The sequence below is a fragment of the Kitasatospora sp. NPDC054939 genome (assembly GCF_053610105.1).
This window is the reverse complement of record NZ_JBSGXP010000002.1, coordinates 24,810-50,267: the sequence shown is the minus strand read 5'-3', so window position 1 is coordinate 50,267 and position 25,458 is coordinate 24,810. Positions and strand designations below refer to the sequence as shown.

Annotated in this window: 22 protein-coding genes, 1 tRNA gene and 1 riboswitch; of the genes, 17 read left to right on the top strand and 6 right to left on the bottom strand. The window is 73.4% G+C overall.

From position 1 onward, the window contains the following. Positions 1–5: 5 nt before the first annotated feature. The 3 genes from ACWGB8_RS00970 to ACWGB8_RS00960 form a co-directional block, all read right to left on the bottom strand. The gene (locus tag ACWGB8_RS00970; protein WP_452208902.1) at positions 6–998 is read right to left on the bottom strand and encodes an ABC transporter permease; all 993 of its coding nucleotides are present in this window, start codon (positions 996–998) and stop codon (positions 6–8) included. Positions 999–1,148: 150 nt separating this feature from the next. Further along, positions 1,149–2,900 (bottom strand): ABC transporter substrate-binding protein, encoded by a 1,752-nt coding sequence (locus ACWGB8_RS00965; RefSeq protein ID WP_452208901.1) that lies wholly within the window; start codon positions 2,898–2,900, stop codon positions 1,149–1,151. Positions 2,901–3,014: 114 nt separating this feature from the next. Next, complete coding sequence (locus ACWGB8_RS00960) at positions 3,015–4,010, bottom strand: ABC transporter permease (RefSeq protein ID WP_452208899.1); 996 nt, start codon at positions 4,008–4,010, stop codon at positions 3,015–3,017. A 305-nt stretch (positions 4,011–4,315) separates the two neighbouring features. Continuing rightward, a riboswitch (ZMP/ZTP riboswitch) is annotated at positions 4,316–4,413 on the top strand. Between the two features lie 19 nt (positions 4,414–4,432). On the opposite strand from ACWGB8_RS00960, the gene ACWGB8_RS00955 reads away from it, so the two are divergent. Continuing rightward, the gene (locus tag ACWGB8_RS00955) at positions 4,433–5,923 is read left to right on the top strand and encodes a glycine hydroxymethyltransferase (protein WP_452208897.1); all 1,491 of its coding nucleotides are present in this window, start codon (positions 4,433–4,435) and stop codon (positions 5,921–5,923) included. 88 nt (positions 5,924–6,011) lie between these two features. On the opposite strand, the gene ACWGB8_RS00950 is transcribed toward ACWGB8_RS00955, so the two are convergent. Next, the gene (locus ACWGB8_RS00950) at positions 6,012–7,427 is read right to left on the bottom strand and encodes an aldehyde dehydrogenase family protein (protein WP_452208895.1); all 1,416 of its coding nucleotides are present in this window, start codon (positions 7,425–7,427) and stop codon (positions 6,012–6,014) included. Between the two features lie 463 nt (positions 7,428–7,890). Here ACWGB8_RS00950 and ACWGB8_RS00945 point away from each other — a divergent pair, with 463 nt between their 5' ends. Continuing rightward, positions 7,891–8,889: a class I SAM-dependent methyltransferase gene (locus tag ACWGB8_RS00945; protein ID WP_452208893.1), complete on the top strand. Its 999-nt coding sequence runs from the start codon at positions 7,891–7,893 to the stop codon at positions 8,887–8,889. Between the two features lie 130 nt (positions 8,890–9,019). Here ACWGB8_RS00945 and ACWGB8_RS00940 read toward each other — a convergent pair. Next, positions 9,020–9,104, bottom strand: a tRNA-Leu gene (locus ACWGB8_RS00940). A 405-nt stretch (positions 9,105–9,509) separates the two neighbouring features. Between ACWGB8_RS00940 and ACWGB8_RS00935 the strand changes: the two genes are divergently transcribed. Further along, a complete protein-coding gene (locus ACWGB8_RS00935) occupies positions 9,510–10,019 on the top strand; it encodes an ATP-binding protein (protein ID WP_452209061.1) in 510 nt (169 codons plus the stop codon). Positions 10,020–10,099: 80 nt separating this feature from the next. Here the strand turns inward: ACWGB8_RS00935 and idi are convergent, their stop codons facing one another. After that, positions 10,100–10,693 carry an isopentenyl-diphosphate Delta-isomerase gene (idi, locus tag ACWGB8_RS00930; protein WP_452209059.1) on the bottom strand — a complete coding sequence of 198 codons (594 nt, stop codon included), beginning with the start codon at positions 10,691–10,693 and terminating at the stop codon, positions 10,100–10,102. A gap of 293 nt (positions 10,694–10,986) precedes the next feature. Between idi and ACWGB8_RS00925 the strand changes: the two genes are divergently transcribed. From ACWGB8_RS00925 to hpnH, 14 genes are all read left to right on the top strand, one after another. Continuing rightward, positions 10,987–11,223 carry a DUF5941 domain-containing protein gene (locus ACWGB8_RS00925; protein ID WP_452208891.1) on the top strand — a complete coding sequence of 79 codons (237 nt, stop codon included), beginning with the start codon at positions 10,987–10,989 and terminating at the stop codon, positions 11,221–11,223. Continuing rightward, positions 11,220–11,975: a phosphocholine cytidylyltransferase family protein gene (locus tag ACWGB8_RS00920; protein ID WP_452208889.1), complete on the top strand. Its 756-nt coding sequence runs from the start codon at positions 11,220–11,222 to the stop codon at positions 11,973–11,975. The genes ACWGB8_RS00925 and ACWGB8_RS00920 overlap by 4 nt, the downstream gene beginning before the upstream one ends. Continuing rightward, positions 11,963–13,024, top strand: coding sequence for an iron-containing alcohol dehydrogenase family protein (locus tag ACWGB8_RS00915; protein WP_452208887.1), 1,062 nt, complete (start codon positions 11,963–11,965; stop codon positions 13,022–13,024). The genes ACWGB8_RS00920 and ACWGB8_RS00915 overlap by 13 nt, the downstream gene beginning before the upstream one ends. 115 nt (positions 13,025–13,139) lie before the next feature. Continuing rightward, the gene (locus ACWGB8_RS00910) at positions 13,140–13,877 is read left to right on the top strand and encodes a CDP-alcohol phosphatidyltransferase family protein (RefSeq protein ID WP_452209057.1); all 738 of its coding nucleotides are present in this window, start codon (positions 13,140–13,142) and stop codon (positions 13,875–13,877) included. Then, the gene (locus ACWGB8_RS00905) at positions 13,874–14,800 is read left to right on the top strand and encodes a glycosyltransferase family 2 protein (protein WP_452208885.1); all 927 of its coding nucleotides are present in this window, start codon (positions 13,874–13,876) and stop codon (positions 14,798–14,800) included. Before ACWGB8_RS00910 ends, ACWGB8_RS00905 begins: the two co-directional genes overlap by 4 nt. 186 nt (positions 14,801–14,986) lie before the next feature. After that, complete coding sequence (locus ACWGB8_RS00900) at positions 14,987–15,928, top strand: ABC transporter permease (RefSeq protein WP_452208883.1); 942 nt, start codon at positions 14,987–14,989, stop codon at positions 15,926–15,928. Next, entirely contained in the window at positions 15,921–16,730 is an 810-nt protein-coding gene (locus ACWGB8_RS00895) for an ABC transporter ATP-binding protein (protein WP_452208881.1), read from the top strand. The genes ACWGB8_RS00900 and ACWGB8_RS00895 overlap by 8 nt, the downstream gene beginning before the upstream one ends. Positions 16,731–17,011: 281 nt before the next feature. Next, on the top strand, positions 17,012–17,998 hold the full coding sequence (gene hpnC / locus ACWGB8_RS00890; RefSeq protein ID WP_452209055.1) for a squalene synthase HpnC: 987 nt from the start codon (positions 17,012–17,014) through the stop codon (positions 17,996–17,998). A gap of 41 nt (positions 17,999–18,039) precedes the next feature. After that, the gene (gene hpnD / locus ACWGB8_RS00885; protein ID WP_452209053.1) at positions 18,040–18,897 is read left to right on the top strand and encodes a presqualene diphosphate synthase HpnD; all 858 of its coding nucleotides are present in this window, start codon (positions 18,040–18,042) and stop codon (positions 18,895–18,897) included. Between the two features lie 130 nt (positions 18,898–19,027). Next, positions 19,028–20,461 carry a hydroxysqualene dehydroxylase HpnE gene (gene hpnE, locus ACWGB8_RS00880; protein ID WP_452208879.1) on the top strand — a complete coding sequence of 478 codons (1,434 nt, stop codon included), beginning with the start codon at positions 19,028–19,030 and terminating at the stop codon, positions 20,459–20,461. 134 nt (positions 20,462–20,595) lie between these two features. Next, the gene (locus ACWGB8_RS00875; protein WP_452208878.1) at positions 20,596–21,684 is read left to right on the top strand and encodes a polyprenyl synthetase family protein; all 1,089 of its coding nucleotides are present in this window, start codon (positions 20,596–20,598) and stop codon (positions 21,682–21,684) included. A 7-nt stretch (positions 21,685–21,691) separates the two neighbouring features. Then, on the top strand, positions 21,692–23,728 hold the full coding sequence (gene shc / locus ACWGB8_RS00870; RefSeq protein ID WP_452208876.1) for a squalene--hopene cyclase: 2,037 nt from the start codon (positions 21,692–21,694) through the stop codon (positions 23,726–23,728). Beyond that, complete coding sequence (locus ACWGB8_RS00865; RefSeq protein ID WP_452208874.1) at positions 23,725–24,411, top strand: phosphorylase family protein; 687 nt, start codon at positions 23,725–23,727, stop codon at positions 24,409–24,411. The genes shc and ACWGB8_RS00865 overlap by 4 nt, the downstream gene beginning before the upstream one ends. A gap of 2 nt (positions 24,412–24,413) precedes the next feature. Further along, the gene (gene hpnH, locus ACWGB8_RS00860) at positions 24,414–25,439 is read left to right on the top strand and encodes an adenosyl-hopene transferase HpnH (RefSeq protein ID WP_452208873.1); all 1,026 of its coding nucleotides are present in this window, start codon (positions 24,414–24,416) and stop codon (positions 25,437–25,439) included. Positions 25,440–25,458 lie beyond the last annotated feature (19 nt).

The following is a 25,458-nucleotide window of genomic DNA, read 5'->3' as shown; positions in this document are numbered from 1 at the left end:
CGGGTTCAGCTGGGGCGGATGCGCGGGTCGAGCCGGGCGACCGCGAGGTCGGCCAGGGCCACGAACAGCACCACGAAGCAGGCCGCCAGCAGGACCGCACCGACCACGGCCGGCAGGTCCTGCCCGGCGACGGCCTCGGTGGCGAAGCGGCCGACGCCGTTCAGCCCGAACACCGTCTCGGTGATCACCGCGCCGCCGAGCAGCGCCCCCGCCTCCAGTCCGAGCAGCTGCACCAGCGGCCCGGCCGCCCCGCGCGAGGTGTACCTGAGGTGGGTGCGCAGCCGGCCGAGGCCCTTGGCGCGCGCGGTGCGGACGTACTCCTCGTCCATCGTCTCCAGCAGCTGTGAGCGCGAGAGCCGGGCGAAGACCGCCGAGTTGACGAACCCGAGGACGATCCAGGGCAGCAGCATCCCGCCCGCCCAGGCGGCCGGGTCCTCGGCCGGCGGGGTGTAGGAGGGCAGCGGCAGCAGCCCGGTGGTGTACACCAGCCCCCACTGGGCGACGTACCCGAGGAAGTAGATCTGGACGCTGGCGCCGACCAGGGTGAAGCCGGACAGCAGCCGGTCGGTGCGGGTGCCGTGCCGCAGCGCGGTCACGAAGCCGGTGCCCAGGCCGAACACCACCAGCACCGCGAGGGCGCCCGCGGTCAGCGAGAAGGTGACCGGCAGGTGGTCCACCAGCGCCTCGGTGACCGGCTGGTGCAGCCGGTAGGAGTAGCCGAGGCAGGGTGCCGCGCAGTCGATGGGCGAGCCGTCGACGTCCGCGATCTCCCGGCCGGCCACGATCCCGGCGAGGTACTCGGTGTACTGGGTGAGGAGCGGCTGGTCCAGCCCCATGCTCTGGCGGACCGCCGCGACCTGGCCGGAGTCGCAGCGCGGGCCGCAGGCGGCGCGGGCCGGGTCGGCGGGGGCGGCGTAGAAGAGGGCGAACGCGGCGGCGGAGACCGCGAGCAGGACGGCGAACGCCTGGAGGGTCCGCCGCAGGGCGAAGGAGAGCATGGGCCTTGTCCGAACGGTGCGAAACGGTGGCGTGGTGGGCGGGTCGGTGGTGCGTGCGGTGGGCGTGGGTGCGTGCGGCGGGCGGGCCCGCCCGCCGGGCGCCGGGCGTCGGGTGACGGGGCGCCGGGCCGACGGGCGGGCCGGCGGGGGTCAGGACTTCAGGTACACCCAGGCCAGGCTGACCGAGCCGTAGATCGGGTGGATGAACGTGCCGCCCACGTTGCTGCCGCGCAGCTGGTTGACGTTCGGGTAGGCGAACGGCAGCACCGGCAGCTCCTTCATCACGGTCCGCTCCAGCGCGTACAGCTCCTTGGCCTTCTCCTTCGGGTCGCCGATCCCGTTGATCCGGTCGATCTCCCGGTCGACCGCGGCGTTGCGGTAGCGGGCCGAGTTCAGGTCGCTGTTGGCCCGGCCGTCGAAGGAGAACGGGATCAGCGTGGAGGGCGTCGGCCAGTCGACCGAGCTGGTCTCCTCGAACAGGTCGTACGGCGAGTCGGGGCGGTGCGCCTCGTCCAGCAGCGCCTTGGGGTCGACCGGCTTGGGCACGATCGTGATCCCGGCCCTGGCGAAGCCGTCCACCAGCACCTGCGCCACCCGCTGCCCGTTGGGCGTGTTGGCGTAGGCGTAGGTGAGGCTCGCCGGCGGCTGCGCGGCCTTGGCGAGCGCCTGCTTGGCGGCCTCCGGGTCGCCGTCCGGCTTGGCCGGGTACAGGTCGTACTTCTGCCAGTCGACCAGCGCCGGCGAGCTGAGCGTGCTCGCCAGTTCGCCGACCCGGCTGCCGCCGAGCACCTGGCGGGCCTGCTGGCGCGGGTACGCCAGGTGCAGCGCCCGGCGGACCTCGACGTCCTTCACCCGCTCGTTGTTGATCACCAGCTGGGTGACGAAGGCGCCCTGGCGGCCCGTCACCACCAGGTCCCTGGCCTTCGGGTCGGTGTCGACCGTCTGGTACAGCTCGGGGGAGAGCTGGGTGGCGACGGTGGTGGCGTCGGCGCCGCCGTCCCGCCCGGAGAGGATCTCCTGGTTGATGTTGAGCGCCTCCTTGCCGAAGGTGAAGACGAACCTCTCCGGGTACTGGCTGCGGATCGGGTCGGTCTCCGGCTTCCAGTGCGGGTTGCGCTCCAGCACCAGGCGGGTGTTCTGGACGTGCTCGGCGATCCGGTACGGGCCGCTGGCGAACGGCAGCCGGTCGTAGTCGGTGCCGGTGTCCTTGTCCTTGCGCACCGGCGAGGACGAGGACTGCGCCGCCATGTACGGCACGTCGGCCTGCGGCTGCGGGAAGCGGAGGACGAGGGTGCGGTCGTCCGGCGTCTCGATCGCGGCGAGGTCGCCGTCCTGCGGGCCGCCGTACTTCTTGCGCGCCGCCTCGTAGCTCGCCTCGCCGGTCAGCCACTGCGGCCAGTACGGCGGGCCGACCTCGTAGCCCTTGCCGAAGCTGCGCTGGATGCCGTACTTGACCTGCTGGGAGGTGATCGGCTGCCCGTCCTCCCAGGCGACGCCCTGCTTCAGCCGGTATGTCCAGGTGCGGCCGCCGTCCGAGGGCTGCCCGGTGTCGGTGGCCAGGTCGCCGACCAGCTTCGCCTTCCCGTCCACCACCTGGTACTGGGTCAGCTGGCGGCCCCAGAGCAGCGAGGTGTTGTACGCGGCGCCGGCGTACACCTTCTGCGGGTCCAGGTGGCGGAAGTCGGTGGTGTTGTACACGTTCACCGTGCCGCCCGGGCGGGCCCCGGGGACGGCGGGTGCGGGCCCGGCACTGTCCTTCTCGGTGCCGAGCGCCGCGGTCAGCGGCGAGGTGTCCTTCGGGGCGGCGGTGCCACCGGGGCCGCCGGTGCCCGCGCCGGCCGAGCAGGAGGTCGCCAGCAGCGCGGTGGCGACGACGGCGAGGGACGGTTTGATCCAGCGCATGGCGAATCTCTCCCTGCCCCGGGCATCCGGGGCGATCAAGGTGGAACCGTGGGAACGGTGCGGAGGGGGTGCGGATCGGGGGCGGCGGGTCCGGTGGTGCGGGGCGCGGACCGCTCAGCGGGAGGCGCGGGGGTCGAGTGCGTCGCGCACCGCGTCCCCGAGCAGGTTGAAGGCGAGCACGAAGACCAGCAGGGCCACGCCGGGGAAGGCCATGTACGTCGGATCGGCCCGGAAGACCTCGGAGCCGCGCGCGATCATCCGGCCCCAGTCCGGCACCGGCTCGGTGATCCCCACCCCGAGGAAGGACAGCACCGCCTCGGAGGCCACGAACGCCGGCACCGCCATGGTCGCGTGCACCAGCAGCTGCGCCCGGACATTCGGCAGGAGTTCGCGCACGACGATATGGAATCCGCCTGCCCCCTGGGCCCGTGCGGACTGCACGAAATCCCTTTCCCGGAGCGACCGCACGGAAGCCCGCAGGGAAAGCGCGAGCGGAATCCAGCCGAACGCCGAGAACACCAGGATCAGCACCAGGAACTGCATCCACTCCGGTTCGGCGGTGCCCGGGTCGACCAGGCGGGACTGGATCACCGGGCTCAGCGCGAGCAGCAGGAGCAGGGTCGGGAAGGCGAGCAGGACGTTCGAGAGGAAGCCGAAGAGCCGGTCGGCGAGCCCGCCCAGGTAGCCCACCGCGACCCCGGCCAGCACCCCGAGCACGGTGGTGACGGCCGCCGCGGCGAAGGCGATCAGCAGCGAGGTGCGGATGCCGTACAGCAGTTGGGTGAACACGTCCCGGCCCAGGCCCGGCTCCAGTCCGAACCAGAAGTCGCCCGAGATCCCGCCGTTCGGCAGCACCGGGAGCCCGCCGTCGCTCAGCAGCCCGGGAGTGTTCTGCCCGTAGTGCTCCACCGGGTTCTTCCCGTACAGGGCGGAGATCGGCGGGGCGGCCAGGGCCAGCAGCAGGAAGGCGGCCACCACGGCGAGGGCGGCGGCGCCGACCCGGTCGCGGCGCAGCCGGTGCAGCACGGTGCGCAGCGGGCCGTGCGGGGCGGGTGCCGGGGAGGCCGGGGAGTCCCCGACGGGCGCTTCGACCGATTCGACCACTGCCATGCGAGCCGTACTCCCCGAATTCTCCGCCGCCCCGTGGTGCGGGTGCGCCGACGTACATTTCCGGACGGCCATTCCGGGGGTTTCCCGGAGGGCCGACGGACGTCATTGGATCGGATGCGCCGGGAGTTCCGCAAATCATTCGGAGGAGTGCTCGGCGGAATTGTTTCGGCTGCGCCGACGGCTTCACGGTGCGGCAATACTGCCGTTGCACAGGAACGGGCATAACGCCGCAAAAGTCGTGTCATGTCCGCCGCCGTCCCGCATGGTGAGATCTCCGCCACAGGACCCGCCGCATTGGTACGATCCGCATGGGCCGCGACTGGCGCGCAGGGATGGAATCGACCATCGGGAAGCGGCCCCGTGCCGAATCACGTATCAGTTGCCGTGCGCCTGGGCCGTCCGATCCTCCGCAGGAGACCGTCATGGCCGAGCACCCCACCGCACCCGCGACCGGCGCCCCCGCCGCCCCGCACACCGCCGCCGACGCCGCGGCCAACACCGCCTTCCGCAGCGCCCTCGACGTCGTACGCGCCGTCGAGCCCCGGATCGCCGACGCCATCGGCCGCGAGATCGCCGACCAGCGCGAGTCCCTCAAGCTGATCGCCAGCGAGAACTACGCCTCCCCGGCCGTCCTGCTCGCCATGGGCAACTGGCTCAGCGACAAGTACGCCGAGGGCACCGCCGGCCGCCGCTTCTACGCGGGCTGCCGCAACGTCGACACCGTCGAGTCGCTCGCCGCCGAGCACGCCCGTGCCCTCTTCGGCGCCGAACACGCCTACGTCCAGCCGCACTCCGGCATCGACGCCAACCTGGTCGCCTTCTGGGCCGTCCTCTCGCAGCGCGTCGAGAGCCCGGCCCTGCAGCGGGCCGGCGTCCGCAACGTCAACGACCTCGGCGAGCAGGACTGGGCCGAACTGCGCGCCGAACTCGGCAACCAGCGGATGCTCGGCATGTCCCTCGACACCGGCGGCCACCTCACCCACGGCTTCCGCCCCAACATCTCCGGCAAGATGTTCGAGCAGCGCAGCTACGGCACCGACCCGGCCACCGGCCTGATCGACTACGACGCCCTGCGCGCCACCGCCCGCGAGTTCCGCCCGCTCATCCTGGTCGCGGGCTACTCGGCCTACCCGCGGCTGGTGAACTTCCGCCTCATGCGCGAGATCGCCGACGAGGTCGGCGCGACCCTGATGGTCGACATGGCACACTTCGCCGGCCTGGTCGCGGGCAAGGTGCTCACCGGCGACCACGACCCCGTGCCGCACGCCCACATCGTCACCACCACCACCCACAAGTCGCTGCGCGGCCCGCGCGGCGGCATGGTGCTCTGCACCTCCGAACTCGCCGAGTACGTGGACCGCGGCTGCCCGCTGGTCCTCGGCGGCCCGCTCTCGCACGTGATGGCCGCCAAGGCCGTCGCCTTCGCCGAGGCCCGCCGCCCCGAGTTCCGGCAGTACGCCCGGCAGGTCGTCGACAACGCGAACGCCCTCGCCGAGGGCCTGCTGCGCCGCGGCGCCCGCCTGGTCACCGGCGGCACCGACAACCACCTGGTGCTCGCCGACGTCACCGGCTACGGCCTGACCGGCCGTCAGGCCGAGGCCGCACTGCTGGACTCCGGCATCGTCACCAACCGCAACGCCGTCCCGCAGGACCCCAACGGTGCCTGGTACACCTCCGGCGTCCGCCTCGGCACCCCCGCCCTCACCACCCGCGGCCTGGGCGCCGCCGAGATGGACGAGGTCGCCGACCTGATCGACACCGTGCTGCGCGGCACCTCCCCGGCGGCCGCCGCCAACGGCGCGCCCTCCAAGGCCCAGTACGCCCTGGACGCCGCGCTCGCCGAGAGCGTCGCCAAGCGCGCCGCCGACCTGCTGGCCGGCTTCCCGCTCTACCCGGGCGTCGACCTGTCCTGACCCCAGGCCGGGGCGCACCGGACACCGCCCGGTGCGCCCCGCCGTCGGTACGGCAGCGACGTGCACGGCGGACCGGTGCGCCCCGCCGTCAGTACTGCAGCGACTTGTACTGCAGGAACTCCTCCAGCCCCGCCCGCCCCAACTCGCGCCCCAGGCCCGACTGCTTCCAACCGCCGAACGGCGCAAGCGGGTTGAAGCGCCCGCCGTTGAGGTCCACCTGCCCGGCGTCCAGCCGTCGGGCGAACCGGGCCGCGGTGTCGGTGTCCGCCGCCCACACCCCGGCCGCCAGACCGTAGTCGGTGCCGTTGGCGATCTCGGCCGCGTGGTCCTCGTCGCGGTAGGCGAGCACCGCCAGCACCGGCCCGAAGACCTCCTCCCGGGCCACCGCCATGCCGGGCGTGACATCGGCCAGCACGGTCGGCCGCACGTAGAAGCCGACCGGCGTCTCCACCGGCGCCTGCGCCCCGCCCGCCACCAGCCGGGCGCCCTCGGCCAACGCCCCGGTGACGTACCCGCGCACCCGCTCCCGCTGCCGGGCGTTCACCAGCGGCCCGATCCGGGTCCGCGGGTCCGCCGGGTCGCCCGGCACGTACTTGGCCGCGGCCGCGGCGGCCAGCGCCAGCGCCTCCTCGTACCGGTCCTCGTGCACCAGCAGCCGGGTCCACGCGCTGCAGGTCTGGCCGGAGTTGGCGAAGACGTTGGCCACGTTGGCGTTCACCGCGCGGGCCAGGTCGGCGCCCGGCAGCACCACGTTGGCGGACTTGCCGCCCAACTCCAGGGCCACCCGCTTGATCCCGCGCCCGGCGGCCTCCGCCACCGCCCGCCCGACCGCCGTCGACCCGGTGAACGACACCAGGTCCACCCCGGGATGGGCGGCCAGTGCCGCCCCCGCCTGCGCACCGGTGCCGGTCACCAGGTTGAACACCCCGGCGGGGAAGCCGGCCGCGTCCACCAGCCGGGCGAACAGCCGCGCCACCAGCGGGGTGTCCTCGGACGGCTTCAGCACCACCGGACAGCCCGCGGCGAGCGCCGGGACGACCTTCGCGGTGATCTGGTGCAGCGGGTAGTTCCACGGGGTGATCGCCGCGACCACCCCGGCCGGCTCGGCCAGCACCAGCGAGTTGCCGATCCGCTCCTCGAAGCCGTACTCGGCGAGGATCCCCAGGTAGGCGTTGGTGACGGTGAGCGGCAGCGCCGCGTGCACGGCGGTGGCGAAGCCGATCGGCGCACCCAGTTCGGCGACCACCGTCGCGGCGATCTCCTCCTGGTGCGCGGCCAGGCCGTCGCGCAGTCGGGTCAGCGGCGCCAGCCGCTCCTCGCGGGTGCTCGCGCCCCAGGCCCGGGCCGCCCGCCGGGCCGCCGCCACGGCGGCCTCCACGTCCGCCCCGGCACCGGCCGGGACCTGCGCGACGACCTCCTCGGTCGCCGGGTTCAGCACCGGGATCGACCCGCCGTCGAGCGACGGCCGCCACGCGCCGTCGATGTACTGATCCGTGTGCTGCACCCCGGGTGATCCTCTCCTGCGTTCATCTGTTCAGCCGCTTGACGAATGGCGCAAGTCAACGTGCCGCGAGCCGCCGAGCACAAGGGCCGACGGCCGACCGTTGATCGAACTTCCGCCGCCGCAAGCCCCGCACACCGGCTCCCACATGGGCGAACTGGACGCCCCGACAGCCCGGTTCACCATTTCGGAGGCGAAAGGCCGGTCCACGAAACTCTTCTGCGGCAAACCTCCTCACAAGCGATCGCCGGGCGGTAGATTGCAGCGAACTCGGCCGTGCGGGATTACTGTTGCCGGTGGGTCCAGGCAGCGCAGCCGACGACGACAGGGCAGATCGGCTCCACCGCGGCATGGGCCGCGCCAGGCTGCGGGGCGTCCCGTGCGGCAGGGCGACGAGTCCCCTCCTCGTCAACGTGTGTCAAAGATCGTTCCCACAGGTCGTCCGCATCGCCTAAGGAGCTTCCCAGTGACCGACGCCGTGACCAACGCCGAGACCGCGGAGCAGCCGCGGCCCGCCGAGCCCGCCGTGCTCGACGACGTACCCGGCTGGTTCTGGGACCACGACCGCCACCTCTTCGACTGGTTCCTCAACCGCCAGGAGAAGGCCGGCCTGGCCGGCGACCTGATGGAGATGGGCGCCTACCTCGGCCGCAGCGCCATCGTCATCGGCGAGCACCTCCAGCCCGGCGAGACCTTCACCGTCTGCGACCTCTTCGACTCCGACGCCCCGGACGACGAGAACGCCGCCGAGATGGTCATGTCCTACCGCAAGACCCTGACCCGCTCCGCCTTCGAGGCCAACTACCTCTCCTTCCAGGACGCGCTCCCCGAGATCATCCAGGCGCCCACCTCGATCCTGGCCGGCGGCCGGGTCCCCGCCAACGCCTTCCGCTTCATCCACATCGACGCCTCACACCTCTACGAGCACGTCGTCGGCGACCTCCAGGTCGCCCGGGTCGCGCTCAAGTCCGAGGGCGTCGTCGTCCTCGACGACTACCGCTCCGCGCACACCCCCGGCGTCGCCGCGGCCACCTGGGAGGCCGTCTTCAACCACGGCCTCAAGCCGATCGTCCTCAGCGAGTGCAAGTTCTACGGCACCTGGGGCGACCCGGAGCCCGCCCAGCGCGACCTGCTCGACCGGATCGGCCTCGCCCGCGGCTGTCACCTCTCCACCGAGTCCCTCGCCCACCAGCAGGTGCTGCGGATCAACGGCACCTCCGACGGCATCGAGCCCTTCCGGGTCTCCCGCCACCACGGCCGCCTCGCCGCCGTCGCCGCCCGCGAGGAGGCCGACCGCACCCTCGCCGAGGCCCGCCGCGCCCAGGAGGATGCCGCCCTCGACCTCGCCGCCCGCCGCGCCCGCGCCGCCGAACGCCGCCGCCCCACCAACGTCGCCAAGCGCGTCGCCGGCGACCTCCTCCCCCCGGTCGTCACCTCCGCCATCCGCCGCGCCCGCCGCGGCTGACCGGCGGCCCGCACGGGCTCCGGAGAAGTGCCGACCGCGCATCCGGTCGGCACTTCGTGCGTCCGGGGCGCTGACGGCGCGTCGCCCGGAAAAGGAAGAGGACCCCTGGTGAACCAGGGGTCCTCAGCTGTGTCCGAGGGGGGACTTGAACCCCCACGCCCGATAAAGGGCACTAGCACCTCAAGCTAGCGCGTCTGCCATTCCGCCACCCGGACCGGGTGTGTTGCCTCGGGGTTTTCCTGCTGTCCCCCGCGGCGACAGAGAGAACACTACCAGGGTTCCGGAGTGCTTCTCACCTGCGTTTTCGGTGGCTGGGTGGCGGGGGCGCGTCGGGGGCGCAGACGGAGCACGGCGGGGGTGCGGTGCGGGGCGCGGAATGGCGCGCAGGGGAGCGAAGCGTGAACGTTTCGGTCGGGTTCGGGGTGGAGGGCGATCAGGGTCGGACGGGAGCGGTCCGACACGGGCAAGTTGTCGACGGTGCCGCGGAGACGGCAGCCGCTCTCCTAGCCTCGGTGGACCGAGGGAGCGCCGAGGCCGCCGGGGGAGCCCGTGGTGACGGGCCCGGGCGGAGCGTCCGTCTCCCGCGGTCCCCGGACGAAGGGCGGCTGGACGTGGAGCAGATGAGCAGCGCGGCCGAGGACGTCGGCAGACGGCGGGGCGCGGTGGCGGCGGCCGCCGGGCGCAGCCGCTCGGACGGGCCCGTCGAGGGCGTGTGGCGGTTCGCCGTACCGGTGGAGGAGGCGGCGGTGCCGCGGACCCGGCACGCGGTGCGGGACCGGCTGCTGGCGCAGGGGATGGCCGGGGTGCGCTACCAGGAGCTGGTGGACGACCTGCTGCTGATCACCTCGGAGCTGGTCGGCAACGCGGTGACGCACGCCGCGGACAAGTCGCCCGCGGTGGCCGCCGAGCTGTCGATCGCGGGCGGCTGGGTGCGGGTGTCGGTGGAGGACGGCGACCCGTACCGGCCGAAGGCGCTGGAGAGCGACACCGGCCGGACCGGCGGGCGCGGGCTGCTGCTGGTGAAGAGCGTGACGCTGCAGGCGAACGGGGTGTGCGACGTGGAGCGGACGGAGGACGGCGGCAAGGTGGTCTGGGCCTCGCTGCCGATCCCCCGCCCGCTCGACGAGTAGGACCCGCTCGGACGAGAGGCCCCCTCGACGAGTAGCCCCCGACGGGTAGACGGAAGGGGTACCCCGGGGCGGCCGACGCCCTACCAGTCCCGCCCGGCGATCTCCCGGATGCCCGGCAGCGCGGCCTCGAAGACGGTGTTGAACCACACCGAGAAGGGCCGCTCCTCCTGCAGCTCGCGCAGTTCGGCGGCGGTGACGAACGCGTGGTCGTCGACCTCTGCCGGGTCGGCCTGCACGGGGGCGGTGACCAGGCCGACGAACAGGTGGTTCCACTCGCGCTCGATCAGGCCGGAGGCCTCGTCGGGCAGGTCGTAGCGGACGGTGCCGGCCTCGCAGAGCAGGGCGGGGGCGACGCCCAGCTCCTCGGCGGTGCGGCGGGCGGCGGCGACGAACGGCTGCTCGTCGGGGTAGGGGTGGCCGCAGCAGGTGTTCGACCACACGCCGGGGGAGTGGTACTTGCCGAGGGCGCGGCGCTGGAGCAGCAGGCGGCCCTGGCGGTCGAAGAGGAAGACCGAGAAGGCGCGGTGCAGCCGGCCGGGCTGCTGGTGGGCCCAGAGCTTCTCGGCGGTGCCGATGGTGCGGCCCTCGTCGTCCACGAGCTCCAGCAGGATCTCGGGGCCGCCGGGGGTGCCGGCCGGGGCGGTGCCGACGGCGTCCGCGGGGCCGACCGGCACGTCCGTCTTCACGTCGAGGCCGGTGTCGAGGCCGGTGTCCAAGCCCGCGTCCAGACCGGTGTCGGCGGGGGCGGGACGGCTCGGGTCGGTCGGCAGACTCTGCGGCATGAGGCCTCTTTCGGGGGCGAACGGGGGCACCGTCGGGGCAGCGGGGGCACCGCTGGCGTCGGTGCCCCAGTCTGCCGTATGGGTGGCGGCGGGGGCGGATCCGACGCACAACGGGGCGGATCATGACGCTTCCCGGCCGATTCCGGGCGTTGGATTAGCAGGACTGTTCGGAACCCGTTCGGGATATGTTCGACCTGGCCTGGCAGGCTGGGTCCCCGGAGCGGCTTCCGGCCGCGTTCGGGCTGGTCGCCGCGGTCGCCTACCATCACATACGACACGGTGCCCGCATCCACCGCGGCACCGGCGCCCCGTGCGCCGCGCGCGGTGCCGCGCCCCGGCACGCCGCGGCGCCGATCGGCCCGCACCTCCCCGGGGGCGGCGCGGCACCAGAGCAGCACGACGGATCAGGAGACACCGCATGATCGGCCTCGTCCTGGCAGCCGGCGCAGGCCGCCGCCTGCGCCCGTACACCGACACCCTGCCGAAGGCGCTGGTGCCGGTCGACGGGGAGCGGACCGTGCTGGACCTCACGCTCGGCAACTTCGCCGAGGTCGGGCTGCGCGAGGCGGCGATCGTGGTCGGCTACCGCAAGGAGGCGGTGTACGACCGCAAGGAGGCCCTGGAGCGCCGCTACGGCGTGCGGCTCACCCTGGTCGAGAACGACCGGGCGGAGGAGTGGAACAACGCCTACTCGCTCTGGTGCGCCCGCGAGCTCTTCGCCGAGGGCCTGCTGCTGGCCAACGGCGACACCGTCCACCCGGCCTCCGTCCAGGCGACGATGCTGGAGGCCGACCGGGCCCGCACCGCGGCCGGCGCCGCCCCGGGCATCCTGCTGGCGCTGGACACGGTGAAGAAGCTCGCCGACGAGGAGATGAAGGTCGTCGCCGACCCGGTGCTCGGGATGCGCCGGATCACCAAGCTGATGGAGCCGGCCGAGGCCTCCGGCGAGTACATCGGCGTCACCGTGATCAACCCGTCGGCCGCCGACGACCTCGCCTCCGCCCTGCAGACGACCTTCGAGCGCGACCCGCAGCTGTACTACGAGGACGGCTACCAGGAGATGGTGGACCGCGGTCTGCGCATCGACGTCCAGCCGATCGGCGAGGTGTCCTGGGTCGAGGTCGACAACCACGACGACCTGGCGAAGGCGCGGGAGATCGCGTGCCAGTACTGACCCGGCTGGTGCCGTCGCCGCTCTTCGTGGAGATCCGCTCCGGGGCACTGGACGCGCTGGCGGGCATCCTGGCGGACCGCCGGCTGTCGGCCTCGGGACGGATCGCGGTGGCGGTCAGCAACGGTTCCGGGGCGGTGCTGCGCGAGCGCCTGGAGCCCGCCCTGCCGGGCGCCGACTGGTACCACGTGGACGGCGGCAGCCTGGACAGCGCGGTGCTGCTGGCCGAGGAGATGCGCGGCGGGCACTACGACTGCGTGGTGGGCCTCGGCGGCGGCAAGATCATCGACGCGGCCAAGTACGCCGCGGCGCGGGTCGGCCTGCCGCTGGTCGCGGTCGCCACCAACCTCGCGCACGACGGCATCTGCTCGCCGGTCTCGACCCTCGACAACGACGCCGGCCGGGGGTCGTACGGGGTGCCCGGGCCGATCGGCATCGTGGTGGACCTCGACGTGATCGGGCAGGCCCCGCCGCGCTTCGTGGCCGCCGGGATCGGCGACGTGGTCTCCAACATCTCGGCCTGCGCGGACTGGGAGCTGTCCCACCGCGAGACCGGCGAGCCGGTGGACGGTCTGGCCGTGGCGATGGCCCGCTCGGCGGCCGAGAACCTGCTGCGCCACCCGGGCACCCTGCAGGACCGGGACCTGCTGACGGCGCTGGCGGAAGCCCTGGTACTGTCCGGCATCGCGATGACCATCGCGGGCAGCACCAGACCCTCCTCCGGTGCCTGCCACGAGATCTCGCATGCCCTGGACGTGCTGTATCCCAAGCGGTCCGCCCAGCACGGCGAGCAGGTCGGCCTCGGGGCCGCCTTCGCCAGCTTCCTGCGGGGCGAGCGCGAGCTGACCGGTCTGATCGTGGAGCGCCTGGCGCGCCACGGACTGCCGGTGACCGCCGCTCAGATCGGCTTCAGCGATGCGGAGTTCACCGAGGCGGTGCACTACGCTCCGAACACCCGGCCGGGCCGCTTCACCATTCTTGAGCACCTCGACCTCTCCCCATCAGCAATCAGGGACGCGTACGCCGACTATGTCCAAGCCGTCAACAGCTGACCCCGCCGCCCAGGGCGCCTCCTCCCCCGAGCCGAAGGGCCCCGCCCGGCCCCCGGTGGACCTCACCCGCCGCCCCTCGATCGAGGAGCTGCGCGCGGTCATCCACCCGGAGGGCATGCTCCAGCGCCGCAGTGCCGAGCACTGGGCGGGCCGCCTCTACATGCGGAAGATCTCGCTGCGGATCACCCGCGTGCTGTCCACCATGACGGCGATCACGCCCAACGGGCTGACCTACCTGATGATGTTCACCGGCATCCTCGCCGGCGCCGCCCTGGTCGTCCCGGGCGTGGCCGGTGCGGTCCTCGGCGCGCTGCTCATCCAGGTGTACCTGCTGCTGGACTGCGTGGACGGCGAGGTGGCCCGCTGGCGGCGGCAGACCTCGCTCACCGGCGTGTACCTCGACCGGGTCGGCCACTACATGTCCGAGGCCGCGCTGCTCACCGGTCTGGGCCTGCGCGCCACCGACCTGCTGCACCGCGAGGGCGGCGGCTCGCAGTGGGAGTGGGCGTTCCTCGGCACGCTCGCCGCGCTGGGCGCCATCCTGATCAAGTCCGAGACGGACCTGGTGGACGTGGCCCGCGCCCGGAGCGGCCTGACCGCGGTCGAGGACAGCGCCTCGGTGCCGCGCTCGTCCTCGGTGGCCAAGGCCCGCCGGGCGGCCTCGTTCCTGAAGTTCCACCGGCTGGTCGGCGCGGTCGAGGCCTCGCTGTTCATCCTGGCCGCCGGCGTCGCGGACGCCGTCCACGGCGGACTGTTCTTCACCCGCCTCGCGGTGGTCGTGCTGGCCGCGATCGCCATGCTGCAGACCGTGCTGCACCTGCTGAGCATCGTCCTCTCCAGCAGGCTGCGATGAGCACCGCGACGACGGGCGGCACGACCGCGAACGGCACCGGCGCCGACACCTTCCGGCTCGGTGCGGTGATCATCACCATGGGCAACCGCCCGGCCGAGCTGAACGCCCTGATCGACTCCGTCCGCGCCCAGGAGGGCCCGGCGGTGGAGCTGGCGGTGGTCGGCAACGGCGCCGCGCTGCCGCCGCTGCCCGAGGGTGTGCGGGCCGTCGCGCTGCCGGAGAACCTGGGCATCCCGGGTGGGCGCAACGTCGGCATCGAGCTGTTCGGCCCGGACGGCCGGGACGTCGACGCGGTCCTCTTCCTGGACGACGACGGCCTGCTGCCCGGTACCGACGCCGCCGCGCTGCTGCGCGAGGCGTTCACCGCCGACCCGGGGCTGGGGATCGTCAGCTTCCGGATCGCCGACCCGGAGACCGGGACGACCCAGCGCCGCCACGTGCCGCGGCTGCGCGCCAGCGACCCGCTGCGCTCCTCCCGGGTGACCACCTTCCTCGGCGGGGCCAGTGCCGTCCGCTGCTCGGTGTTCGCGCAGGCCGGCCAGCTGCCGGCGGAGTTCTTCTACGCGCACGAGGAGACCGACCTCGCCTGGCGCGCGCTGGACGCGGGCTGGTCGATCGACTACCGGGCGGACGTGGTGCTGTACCACCCGGCGACCTCGCCGGCCCGGCACGCCGCGTACTTCCACAACGTGGCCCGGAACAGGGTGTGGCTCGCGCGACGGAACCTTCCGGCCCTGTTGGTGCCTCTCTATCTGGGAACCTGGTTCCTGCTGACCCTGGCCCGCCGCCCCTCCCCCGAGGCGCTGAAGGCCTGGTGGGGCGGGTTCCGGGCCGGCTGGCGCGAACCCTGCGGTCCGCGTCGGCCCATGCGATGGCGTACCGTGTGGCGACTGACCAGGCTGGGCCGACCTCCGATCATCTGACCGGACGGTCGGTTGATCAGACAGTCGGCCGACCGTGCGGTCTCCGGATCCGTACGGTTACCCGATCGCAGCGGCCGGTGGTGCTCCACCGGCCGGACTCCCCCCGTGATCCCAGCGGATCGCCCGGCGCGCGGGCGGCGGACCCCGCCGACCGGCCCACCGGCCGATCCCCCGTGAAGGACGAATGTGTCGACAGTGAGTGAACCCGTCAGCCTCTCAGCCCCGAGGGGGGCTGACGCGGGCCTGACCCCGAAGCAGCTTGCGGACAAGTACGGCCTGGCGGTCAGCGGCAGAAGGCCCGGCCTGTTCGCCTACACCAAGCAGCTCTGGGCCCGCCGCCACTTCATCTGGGCGTTCGCCACCGCCCGCCTGGTGGCGCAGTACACGGACGCCAAGCTCGGCCAGCTGTGGCAGGTGGTCACGCCGCTGCTGAACTGCGCGGTGTTCTACCTGGTCTTCGGCATGATCCTGAAGAGCAAGGACAACTTCCCGCCCGGGACGTACGTCGCCTGGCTCTGCATCGGCGTCTTCGTCTTCCAGTTCACCCAGAACGCGGTGCAGTCCGGCACCCGGGCGATCTCCGACAACCTCGGGCTGATCCGCGCGCTGCACTTCCCGCGTGCCTCGCTGCCGATCGCCTTCACGATGATCCAGCTCCAGCAGCTGCTGATCTCGATGGTGGTGCTGATCGGCGTCGTCCTGGCCAGCGGCATCGAGCCGGGCCGGACCTGGCTGGCGGTCGCCCCGGTGCTCGTCCTGCAGTCGCTGTTCAACACCGGTGTCGCCCTGGTCATGGCCCGCATCGGCGCCAAGACCAGTGACATCTCCCAGCTGATCCCGTTCGCGATGCGGGCCTGGATGTTCCTGTCCGGCGTGATGTTCAGCATCCAGGACAAGATCAACAGCTGGCCGCCGTTCTGGCAGAAGGTGATGGAGCTCAACCCGGCGTCGGTCTACATGGACCTGCTCCGGCACGCCTTCGCGCCGGTCATCTACAACCCCCACAGTCCGCAGCACCAGGCCTTCCCGCCGCACCAGTGGCTGTACGGCATCGGCTGGGCGCTCGGCATGTTCGTCATCGGGTACGTCTTCTTCTGGAAGGCCGAGGAGGAGTACGGCCGTGGCTGACACCGACCTGAGCAAGGACCTCTCGCTGCACGACGCGGATGTCGCGCGCGAGCCCACCGTGGTCGTGGACGACGTCCACATCGTCTACCGGGTGCACGGCGCCGGCTCCGGCAAGGGCAGCGCCACCTCGGCGATGAGCCGGATCATCAGCCGCAAGCGCGGCTCCGGCGTCCGCGAGGTGCACGCCGTGCGCGGCATCAGCTTCACCGCGTACAAGGGCGAGGCGATCGGCCTGATCGGATCCAACGGCTCCGGCAAGTCGACCATGCTGGCCGCCATCGCGGGCCTGCTGCCGACCGAGAAGGGCGGCATCTACACCAACGGCCAGCCCTCGCTGCTCGGCGTGAACGCGGCGCTGATGAACGAGCTGACCGGTGAGCGCAACGTGGTCCTCGGCTGCCTGGCGATGGGTATGACCCCGGCCCAGGTGCGGGAGCGCTACCAGCAGATCGTCGACTTCTCGGGCATCAACGAGAAGGGCGACTTCATCTCGCTGCCGATGCGCACGTACTCCTCCGGCATGGGCGCCCGGCTCCGCTTCTCCATCGCGGCGGCCAAGACCCACGACGTGCTGCTGATCGACGAGGCGCTGGCCACCGGCGACCAGGCCTTCCAGCAGCGCAGCAAGGAGCGGATCAACGAACTGCGCAAGGCCGCCGGTACGGTCTTCCTGGTCAGCCACGACAACAACTCGATCCGCGAGGTCTGCGAGCGGACCATCTGGATCGAGGCCGGCGAGCTGATCATGGACGGCCCCACCGAGGAGGTCGTCGGCCGCTACGAGCGCGGCGAGCGGCCGTAGCGCACGGGCGTGCCCGCGGGGGAGGGCCGGCGCCGGGAGGAGTCCCGGGGCCGGCCCTCCCGGCGTGTCGAACGCCGGCGGCCGCCCCGCGCGTACTCCGGGTGGACCGCCGCTGTGCGGGTGAGCGCCCCGCGCGCCGGGCGGGGCGCCCTTCACCGTCCCGGCCGGTGGTGTCAGGCTGGGGCCGGGGGACGGCGTGCCGGGAGGTGACGGCCGGATTCGGACGCGTGTCCGAGTCGGGTCGACGGAACAGAGCGGTGTAGAACGGGGGAGTGACAGCAGTGTCGGCTTCGGCCCAGCCCAGTGCCCAGCCCAGCAGAGACCCGTCGGACCTGACGGCCGGGGTCACGCTGGGGAAGGCGGACGCGGAGAACTTCCCGGTCGCCCCCGCCTTCCTGCCCGCCGCCTGGCGGAGCGACCTGATGGCCGTCTACGGCTTCGCCCGCCTGGTCGACGACGCCGGCGACGGCGACCTCGCCGACCCCGGGGCCACCGCCCGCCTCCTCGGCGTGCCCGACGGGGCGCCCGTCACCCCGGTGGCCGAACGCGCCGCGGAAACCGGTACCGCCTTCCGGCTGGCCCTGCTGGACGCCCTGGAACGCGACCTCGACCGGGTCTTCGAGCACGTCCTGCACCCCGGCACCGCCGAGGCCCCCCGCCACCCCCTGATGCGCGCCCTGACCGGCCCGGTCGACCGCCACGCGCTCACCCCGGAGCCGTTCCGCCGCCTGATCGAGGCCAACCGGGTCGACCAGACGGTGGCCCGCTACGCCACGTACGACGACCTCCTCGGCTACTGCACGCTCTCCGCCGACCCGGTCGGCCGCCTGGTGCTGGGCATCGCCGGGGTCTCGACCCCCGATCGGACCGAGCTCTCCGACCGGATCTGCAGCGGCCTCCAGGTCGTCGAGCACCTCCAGGACGTCGCCGAGGACCTCGCCCGCGGCCGGATCTACCTCCCCGCCGAGGACCTCGACCGCTTCGGCGTCACCGAGCAGGACCTCGCCGCCCCCTCGGCCGGCCCCGCCGTCCGCGAGCTGATCGCCTTCGAGGTCGACCGGGCCCGCACCCTGCTCGACCGCGGTGCGCCGCTGGTAGGTACGGTTCGGGGGAGGCTTCGACTGCTCCTGGCGGGATTCACCGCAGGCGGGTACGCGGCCCTGTCGGCCATCGAGGCCGCCGGGTACGACGTGCTCGCCCAGCAGGCGAAGCCGGACAAGCGCCGCCTCGCAGCGAAGGCGGCGGCCATCTTCGCGAAGGGAAGGTGAACGCCCGAGTGGCGGCATCACCACTGGCGTCGGCGCAGGTCATGGCGGCCTACCGGTACTGCGAGGCAGTCACCGGCCTGCAGGCCCGCAATTTCAGCTACGGCATCCGCCTGCTGCCGGAGCCCAAGCGGCTCGCCATGTCGGCCCTGTACGCCCTCGCGCGGCGGGTCGACGACATCGGCGACGGCGACCTCCCGGAGGACCGCAAGGCCGAGGCGCTGCTGCGCACCCGCGAGCTGCTGGACGAGATCCGGGCGGGCCGGGTCTCCGAGGACGACACCGACCCGATCAAGGTCGCCCTGGCGGACGCCGCCCGGCGCTTCCCGATCCCGCTCGGCGGCTTCGACGAGCTGATCGACGGCGTCGAGATGGACCTCAAGGGCGCCGAGTACCAGACCTACGAGGAGCTGAAGGTCTACTGCCGGTGCGTGGCCGGTGCGATCGGCCGGCTCTCCCTCGGCGTCTACGGCTGCGAGGACCCGGAGCTCGGGGCCCGCTACGCCGACACCCTGGGCCTGGCGCTCCAGCTCACCAACATCCTGCGCGACCTGCGCGAGGACGCCCTCAACGGGCGCACCTACCTGCCCGCCGAGGACCTCCAGCGCTTCGGCTGCCAGCAGGGCTTCGCCCTCGCCAGGCCGCCGGCCGGCGCCGACTTCGCGGGCCTGGTGGCCTTCGAGGCCGCCCGCGCCCAGGGCGCCTTCGAAGAGGGCCTGCGGCTGCTGCCGATGCTCGACCGGCGCAGCCGCGCCTGCACCGCCGCGATGGCGGGCATCTACCACCGGCTGCTCGGCCGGATCGCCGCCGACCCCGAGTCGGTGCTGCGCGGCCGGGTCTCGCTGCCGGGTTGGGAGAAGGCGTACGTCGCGCTTTCCGGGCTCGCCGGGGGGCGTTCTTGATTCTCGCCCCAGTTCTGTCACGCTGTGTCAGCAGGGAATCACGTATGGGTGGATTCGGGTCGACGGTGACCACCACCGCACAAACCGCCGCACACCACGTGCGCCGCTCCGCACCCGAGGGGGAGGACCGATGACCGGGCGAGCCGATGCCGCGCGCCCGGCCGCCGTCGTGGTCGGCGGCGGTCTGGCGGGCATCACCGCGGCGCTGCGCCTCGCCGAGGCGGACCACCGGGTCACCCTGGTCGAGGGCCGCCCCCGGCTCGGCGGGCTCGCGTTCTCCTTCAAGCGCGGCGAGCTGACCGTCGACAACGGCCAGCACGTCTACCTGCGCTGCTGCACCGCCTACCGGGGCCTGCTGGAGCGCCTCGGGGCCGGCCGCTCGGTCCACCTCCAGGAGCGCCTGGACGTGCCCGTCCTCGGCGTGCGCGGCCCGGCCGGCGCCCCCGTGCGGACCCTGGGCCGACTGCGCCGGGCCGCCCTGCCCGTCCCGCTCCACCTGGCCGGCAGCCTCGCCGGCTACCCGCACCTGCGCCCGGCCGACCGGGCCCGGGTGGTGCGCGGCGCACTCGCCCTGCAGCGGCTCGACCTCGCCGACCCGGCGCTGGACGAGCTCTCCTTCGGGGAGTGGCTGCGCCGGCACGGGCAGAACGAGCGCACCGTCGCCGCCCTCTGGGACCTCGTCGGGGTCGCCACCCTGAACGCCAGGGCGGACCAGGTCTCCCTCGCCCTGGCCGCGATGGTGTTCAAGACCGGCCTGCTCTCCGACCCGGGCGCGTCCGACATCGGCATCGCCGCCGTCCCGCTCGGCCGGATCCACCACGACGCGGCGCTCGCCGAACTCGAACGGGCCGGCGTGCAGGTCCTGCTGCGCGCCCGGGTGGCCGGGCTCAAGCCGGCCGCCCCGCAGCACGCCGTCCGACTGGAGGGCGGCGACCTGCTCACCGCCGACACCGTCGTCCTGGCCGGCGCCCAGGACACCGCCGCCGACCTGCTGCCGCCCGACGCCCTCGACGGGCAGGAGCGGCTCGCCGGCCTCGGCACCGCGCCGATCCTCAACGTGCACGTGGTCTACGACCGGCCGGTGCTGCGCCGGCCGTTCTTCGCGGCGCTCGGCTCGCCGGTGCAGTGGGTCTTCGACCGCACCGCGCACTCCGGCCTGGCCGGCACCGCCCTCGGCGCGGCCCACCCGGGCGCCCAGTACCTGGCGCTCTCGCAGTCCGCCGTGCAGGACGAGATCGACCTGCCGGTCTCCGAGCTGCGCCGCCGCTACCTCCCGGAGCTGGCCCGGCTGCTGCCGGCCGCCGCCGAGGCCGAGGTGCTGGACTTCTTCGTCACCCGGGAGCGCACCGCGACCTTCGACCCGGCCCCCGGCACGGCGGCGCTGCGCCCCGGCCCCCGGACGAAGGTCCCCGGCCTGCTGCTGGCCGGTGCGTGGACCGCCACCGGCTGGCCCGCGACCATGGAGGGCGCGGTCCGCAGCGGCCACGCGGCGGCCGACGCCGCCCTGGCCGCGCGGGGCCTGCGGCTCCCGGCCGACCGCGGCGACGGGCGGTGGCCCCGGTGACGGCCCCCGCCGACCCCGTCAGAGCAGCCGTCCGCCCGGCGGACCGCACCCCCGGCCGCACCCCGGGCCCCACCGACATCGCTAGCGCCCGGCCGTCCGCGACGGCCCGGCACCACCAGGGAGAGGGAACGCACGTGGAGTCTCGCACCGGCACGGCCGGCTCAGGCACGGCGCACGCCGAACCGGTCTCGGTGCCGGAGCTGCTCGCCCGCGCCCGGACGCTCTGCACCCCGCCGCTCAAGGCCACCGTCGCCCGTTTGGCCGCACCGATGGACACCGTCGCGGCGTACCACTTCGGCTGGATCGACCGCGACGGTACCCCGGTCAAGGGCGACGGCGGCAAGGCCGTGCGCCCCGCACTGGCCCTGCTGTCGGCCCAGGCGGCGGGTGCTCCTCCGGAGGTCGGGGTACCCGGTGGGGTGTCCGTTGAACTGGTGCACAATTTCTCCCTCCTTCATGATGATCTGATGGACGGTGACGAGACCCGACGGCACCGGGCCACCGCCTGGACCGTCTTCGGTCCGGCCCAGGCGATCCTGGTGGGCGACGCGCTGGCGACGCTCGGTACGGAGGTGCTGCTCGACGCCGGGGTGACCGGCGGAGCCAGTGCCACCGATGCCGCGCGCGCCGTCCGGCTGATCACCACCGCCACCCGTAAGCTCATCGACGGCCAGGCCATGGACGTCGCCTTCGAGCAGCGCGACACCGTGACCGTGAACGAATGCCTGGAGATGGAGGGCGGCAAGACCGGCGCGCTGCTCGCCGCGGCCTCGGCGATCGGCGCGGTGCTGGCCGGGGCCGACGAGCGGACCTCGGACGCCCTCCAGCGCTACGGCCACCACCTCGGCCTCGCCTTCCAGGCCGTCGACGACCTGCTCGGCATCTGGGGCGCCACCGAGGTCACCGGCAAGCCGCACTGGGGCGACCTGCGCCAGCGCAAGAAGTCCCTGCCGGTCGCCGCCGCCCTCGCCGAGGGCGGCAGCGCCTCCCGGCGCCTGGCCGAGCAGCTGGCCGACCCGCACAGGCGCGGCGAGGAGGGCGAGACCGAACTCGCCGCCCGCGCCGCCCTGATCGAGGAGGCCGGCGGCCGGGCCTGGACCCAGGAGGAGGCCCGCCGCCAGCACAGGACCGCCCTCGCCGCACTGGACGAGGTACCCATGCCCGACACGGTGCGCGAGCACTTCGTCGCACTCGCCGAATTCGTGGTGGTACGAGAGAGGTGACGTTACGTTGACAACAACCGCGAACGGCCGGCTCGACCCTGAGTACGAATCCGAGCCGGTCGCGGTGGGCGGCAGCCCGACGGACGCCGGAGCCGCACCGCCCCCGCCGCCACTGTCCGCCGAGGCGGCACTGGCGAGCGCCACCGCCCACCTGCTCGCCCTGCAGGACCCCGAGGGCTGGTGGAAGGGCGACCTGGAGACCAACGTCACCATGGACGCCGAGGACCTCCTCCTCCGCGAGTTCCTCGGCATCCGCGACGAGGAGCAGACCAAGGCCACCGCCGAGTGGATCCGCTCCCAGCAGCGCGAGGACGGCACCTGGTCCACCTTCCACGGCGGCCCGCCCGAACTCTCCACCACGGTCGAGGCGTACGTCGCACTGAAACTCGCCGGCGACGACCCCGCCGCCCCCCACATGGCCGCCGCCGCCCGGTACGTGCGCGCCACCGGCGGCATCGCGGCCTCCCGGGTCTTCACCCGGATCTGGCTCGCCCTCTTCGGCTGGTGGCCCTGGAGCCGGCTCCCGGAGATGCCGCCCGAGATCATCTTCCTGCCCAAGTGGCTGCCCCTGAACATCTACGCCTTCGGCTGCTGGGCCCGGCAGACCATCGTCCCGCTGACCGTGGTCTCCGCCCACCGCCCGGTCCACCAGGCCCCCTTCCCGCTCACCGAGCTGCACACCGACCCGGCCGACCCCTGCCCGGCCCGCCCCGCCGCCCCCGCCACCAGCTGGGAGGGCCTCTTCGAACGCCTCGACCGGGTGCTGCACGCCTACCACCGGCACGCCCTGCGCCCGCTGCGCCGCCTCGCCGTCGCCCACGCCTGCCGCTGGATCGTCGAGCGGCAGGAGGCCGACGGCTGCTGGGGCGGCATCCAGCCCCCCGCCGTCTACTCGCTGATCGCCCTGCACCTGGAGGGCTACGAGCTCGACCACCCGGTGATGCGGGCCGGACTCTCCTCCTTCGACCGCTTCACCGTCCACACCGACGACGGCCGGCGCTGGATGGAGGCCTGCCAGTCCCCGGTCTGGGACACCTGCCTGGCCACCATCGCCCTGGTCGACGGCGGCCTGCCCGCCGACCACCCCGCGCTGGTCGCCGCCGTCGACTGGATGCTCGACGAGGAGATCACCCGGCCCGGCGACTGGGCCGTCCGCCGGCCCGCCCTCGCCCCCGGCGGCTGGGCCTTCGAGTTCGAGAACGACACCTACCCCGACATCGACGACACCGCCGAGGTCCTCCTCGCCCTGCGCCGGGTCGCCCACCCCAGCCCCGACAAGGTGGCCGCCGCCGTCGACCGCGGGGTCCGCTGGAGCCTCGGCATGCAGTCCCGCAACGGCGCCTGGGGCGCCTTCGACGTCGACAACACCAGCACCCTGCCCAACAAGCTGCCGTTCTGCGACTTCGGCGAGGTCGTCGACCCGCCCTCCGCCGACGTCACCGCGCACGTCGTCGAGATGCTCGCCGAGGTCGGCCGCGCCGACGACCCGCCCACCCGCCGCGGCGTGGAGTGGCTGCTGCGCAACCAGGAGGCCGACGGCTCCTGGTTCGGCCGCTGGGGCACCAACTACATCTACGGCACCGGCTCCGTCCTGCCCGCCCTGGTCGCCGTCGGCATCCCCGCCGAGCACCCGTCCGTCCGCCGCGCCGTCCACTGGCTGGAGAGCCGGCAGAACCCGGACGGCGGCTGGGGCGAGGACATGCGCTCCTACGAGGACCCGGCGCGCTGGGCCGGCCGCGGCGACTCCACCGCCTCGCAGACCGCCTGGGCGCTGATGGCCCTGCTCGCGGCCGGCGAGGGCCCCGACGGCCGGGCCAACCCCGCCGTCGAACGCGGCGTCGACTGGCTCGTCCGCACCCAGCTGCCCGAGGGCACCTGGGACGAACCCCAGTTCACCGGCACCGGATTCCCCTGGGACTTCTCCATCAACTACCACCTCTACCGGCTGGTCTTCCCGATCACCGCGCTCGGCCGCTACCTGCACGGCAGCCCGGGACGCGACGGCGGCGCCCTCGGCACCCGGGCGATCGGCGCAGCCCGGTGAAGCCGGCCCCGCTTCTCGTGCTCTGCGCCCTCGGCCCCGAGGTCTGGGCACTGCGCGGCGGCGACTGGCGCGACGCGGCCGGCGGCCCGCCCGTCCTGGTCCGCACCGGGGTCGGCCGCCGCCGGGCCGCCCGGGCCGTCCGCCAACTGCTCACCTCCGCCCCCGGCGGCTACGGCGCCGTCGTGGTGGCCGGCTTCGGCGCCGCCGTCGCCCCCGGCATCACCCCCGGCGACGTCATCGCCGCCGACGGGGTGCGCGACGCCGAGGGCCACCTGTACCCGATCGACTCGGGCCCCGCACTCACCCGGGCCCTGCGCGCCCGCGGCCTGACCGCCCACACCGGCGTCCACCACACCGCCGACCACGTCGTCCGCGGCCTGGAGCGGCGCGCCCTGCACCTCCAGGGCGCCCTCGCCGTCGACATGGAGGCCGCCGCCGTCCTCGCCGTCCGCCAGGAACTGCGCCCCGCTCTGCCGACCGCCGTCCTGCGGGTGGTCGTCGACACCCCCGAGCGCGAACTGCTGCGCCCCGGCACCCTGCCGGCCGGCGTCCGGGCCTGGCAGGCCCTGCGCGCGACCGTCCCCGCCCTGGTCGCCTGGCACCGCGAAGCCTGCCGGCCCCCGGGCCCCGCCACCGCACCCATCCACCCCACACCCTCGACGCTCCCCCAGGAGGCGAGCTAGCCATGGCCATGCCGTTGCGCCAGACCGTGCGGGTCGGCACCTACCTCATGCAGCAGAAGCTCAAACGGCGCACGAAATTCCCCATCATCGTCGAACTCGAACCGCTCTTCGCGTGCAACCTGGCCTGCGAGGGCTGCGGCAAGATCCAGCACCCGGCCGGCGTGCTCAAGCAGCGGATGCCCGTCGCCCAGGCGGTCGGCGCCGTCCTGGAGTCCGGCGCGCCGATGGTCTCGATCGCCGGCGGCGAACCGCTGATGCACCCGCAGATCGACGAGATCGTGCGCCAGCTCGTCGAGCGCCGCAAATACGTCTTCCTCTGCACCAACGCGCTGCTGCTCCGCAAGAAGATGGACAAGTTCACCCCCTCGCCCTACTTCACCTTCGCCGTCCACATCGACGGCATGCGCGAGCGGCACGACGAGTCGGTGGCCAAGGAGGGCACCTTCGACGAGGCGGTCGCCGCGATCAAGGAGGCCAAGCGGCGCGGCTTCCGGGTCACCACCAACAGCACCTTCTTCAACACCGACACCCCCGCCACCGTCATCGAGGTGCTCGACTACCTCAACGATGAGCTCAAGGTCGACGAGATGATGATCTCCCCGGCCTACGCCTACGAGAAGGCGCCCGACCAGGAGCACTTCCTCGGGGTCGACCAGACCCGCCAGCTCTTCCGCAAGTCCTTCGCCGGCGGCAACCGCCGCCGCTGGCGACTCAACCACAGCCCGCTCTTCCTGGACTTCCTGGAGGGCAAGGCCGACTTCGAGTGCACCCCCTGGGGCATCCCCAACTACTCCCTCTTCGGCTGGCAGCGCCCCTGCTACCTGATGGCCGACGGCTACGTCCCCACCTACCGCGAACTGATCGAGAAGACCGACTGGAGCAAGTACGGCCGCGGGCGGGACCCGCGCTGCGCCAACTGCATGGCGCACTGCGGCTACGAACCCACCGCCGTGCTTGCCACCATGGGCTCGCTCAAGGAGTCGCTGCGCGCCATCACCGAGACCCTCGGCGCCGGCCGCGGCCACTGACCCACCCACCCGGCACGGA

Bases quoted from the DNA above. Each gene is read 5' to 3' on its own strand.
- ACWGB8_RS00955 (WP_452208897.1), top strand. From the start codon at position 4,433: ATGGCCGAGCACCCCACCGCACCCGCGACCGGCGCCCCCGCCGCCCCG.
- ACWGB8_RS00970 (WP_452208902.1), bottom strand. From the start codon at position 998: ATGCTCTCCTTCGCCCTGCGGCGGACCCTCCAGGCGTTCGCCGTCCTG.
- hpnD (WP_452209053.1), top strand. From the start codon at position 18,040: ATGGCGGCCTACCGGTACTGCGAGGCAGTCACCGGCCTGCAGGCCCGC.
- ACWGB8_RS00910 (WP_452209057.1), top strand. From the start codon at position 13,140: ATGCTCCAGCGCCGCAGTGCCGAGCACTGGGCGGGCCGCCTCTACATG.
- ACWGB8_RS00935 (WP_452209061.1), top strand. From the start codon at position 9,510: ATGAGCAGCGCGGCCGAGGACGTCGGCAGACGGCGGGGCGCGGTGGCG.
- ACWGB8_RS00925 (WP_452208891.1), top strand. From the start codon at position 10,987: ATGTTCGACCTGGCCTGGCAGGCTGGGTCCCCGGAGCGGCTTCCGGCC.
- ACWGB8_RS00920 (WP_452208889.1), top strand. From the start codon at position 11,220: ATGATCGGCCTCGTCCTGGCAGCCGGCGCAGGCCGCCGCCTGCGCCCG.
- ACWGB8_RS00965 (WP_452208901.1), bottom strand. From the start codon at position 2,900: ATGCGCTGGATCAAACCGTCCCTCGCCGTCGTCGCCACCGCGCTGCTG.
- hpnH (WP_452208873.1), top strand. From the start codon at position 24,414: ATGGCCATGCCGTTGCGCCAGACCGTGCGGGTCGGCACCTACCTCATG.
- hpnE (WP_452208879.1), top strand. From the start codon at position 19,028: ATGACCGGGCGAGCCGATGCCGCGCGCCCGGCCGCCGTCGTGGTCGGC.
- ACWGB8_RS00905 (WP_452208885.1), top strand. From the start codon at position 13,874: ATGAGCACCGCGACGACGGGCGGCACGACCGCGAACGGCACCGGCGCC.
- ACWGB8_RS00960 (WP_452208899.1), bottom strand. From the start codon at position 4,010: ATGGCAGTGGTCGAATCGGTCGAAGCGCCCGTCGGGGACTCCCCGGCC.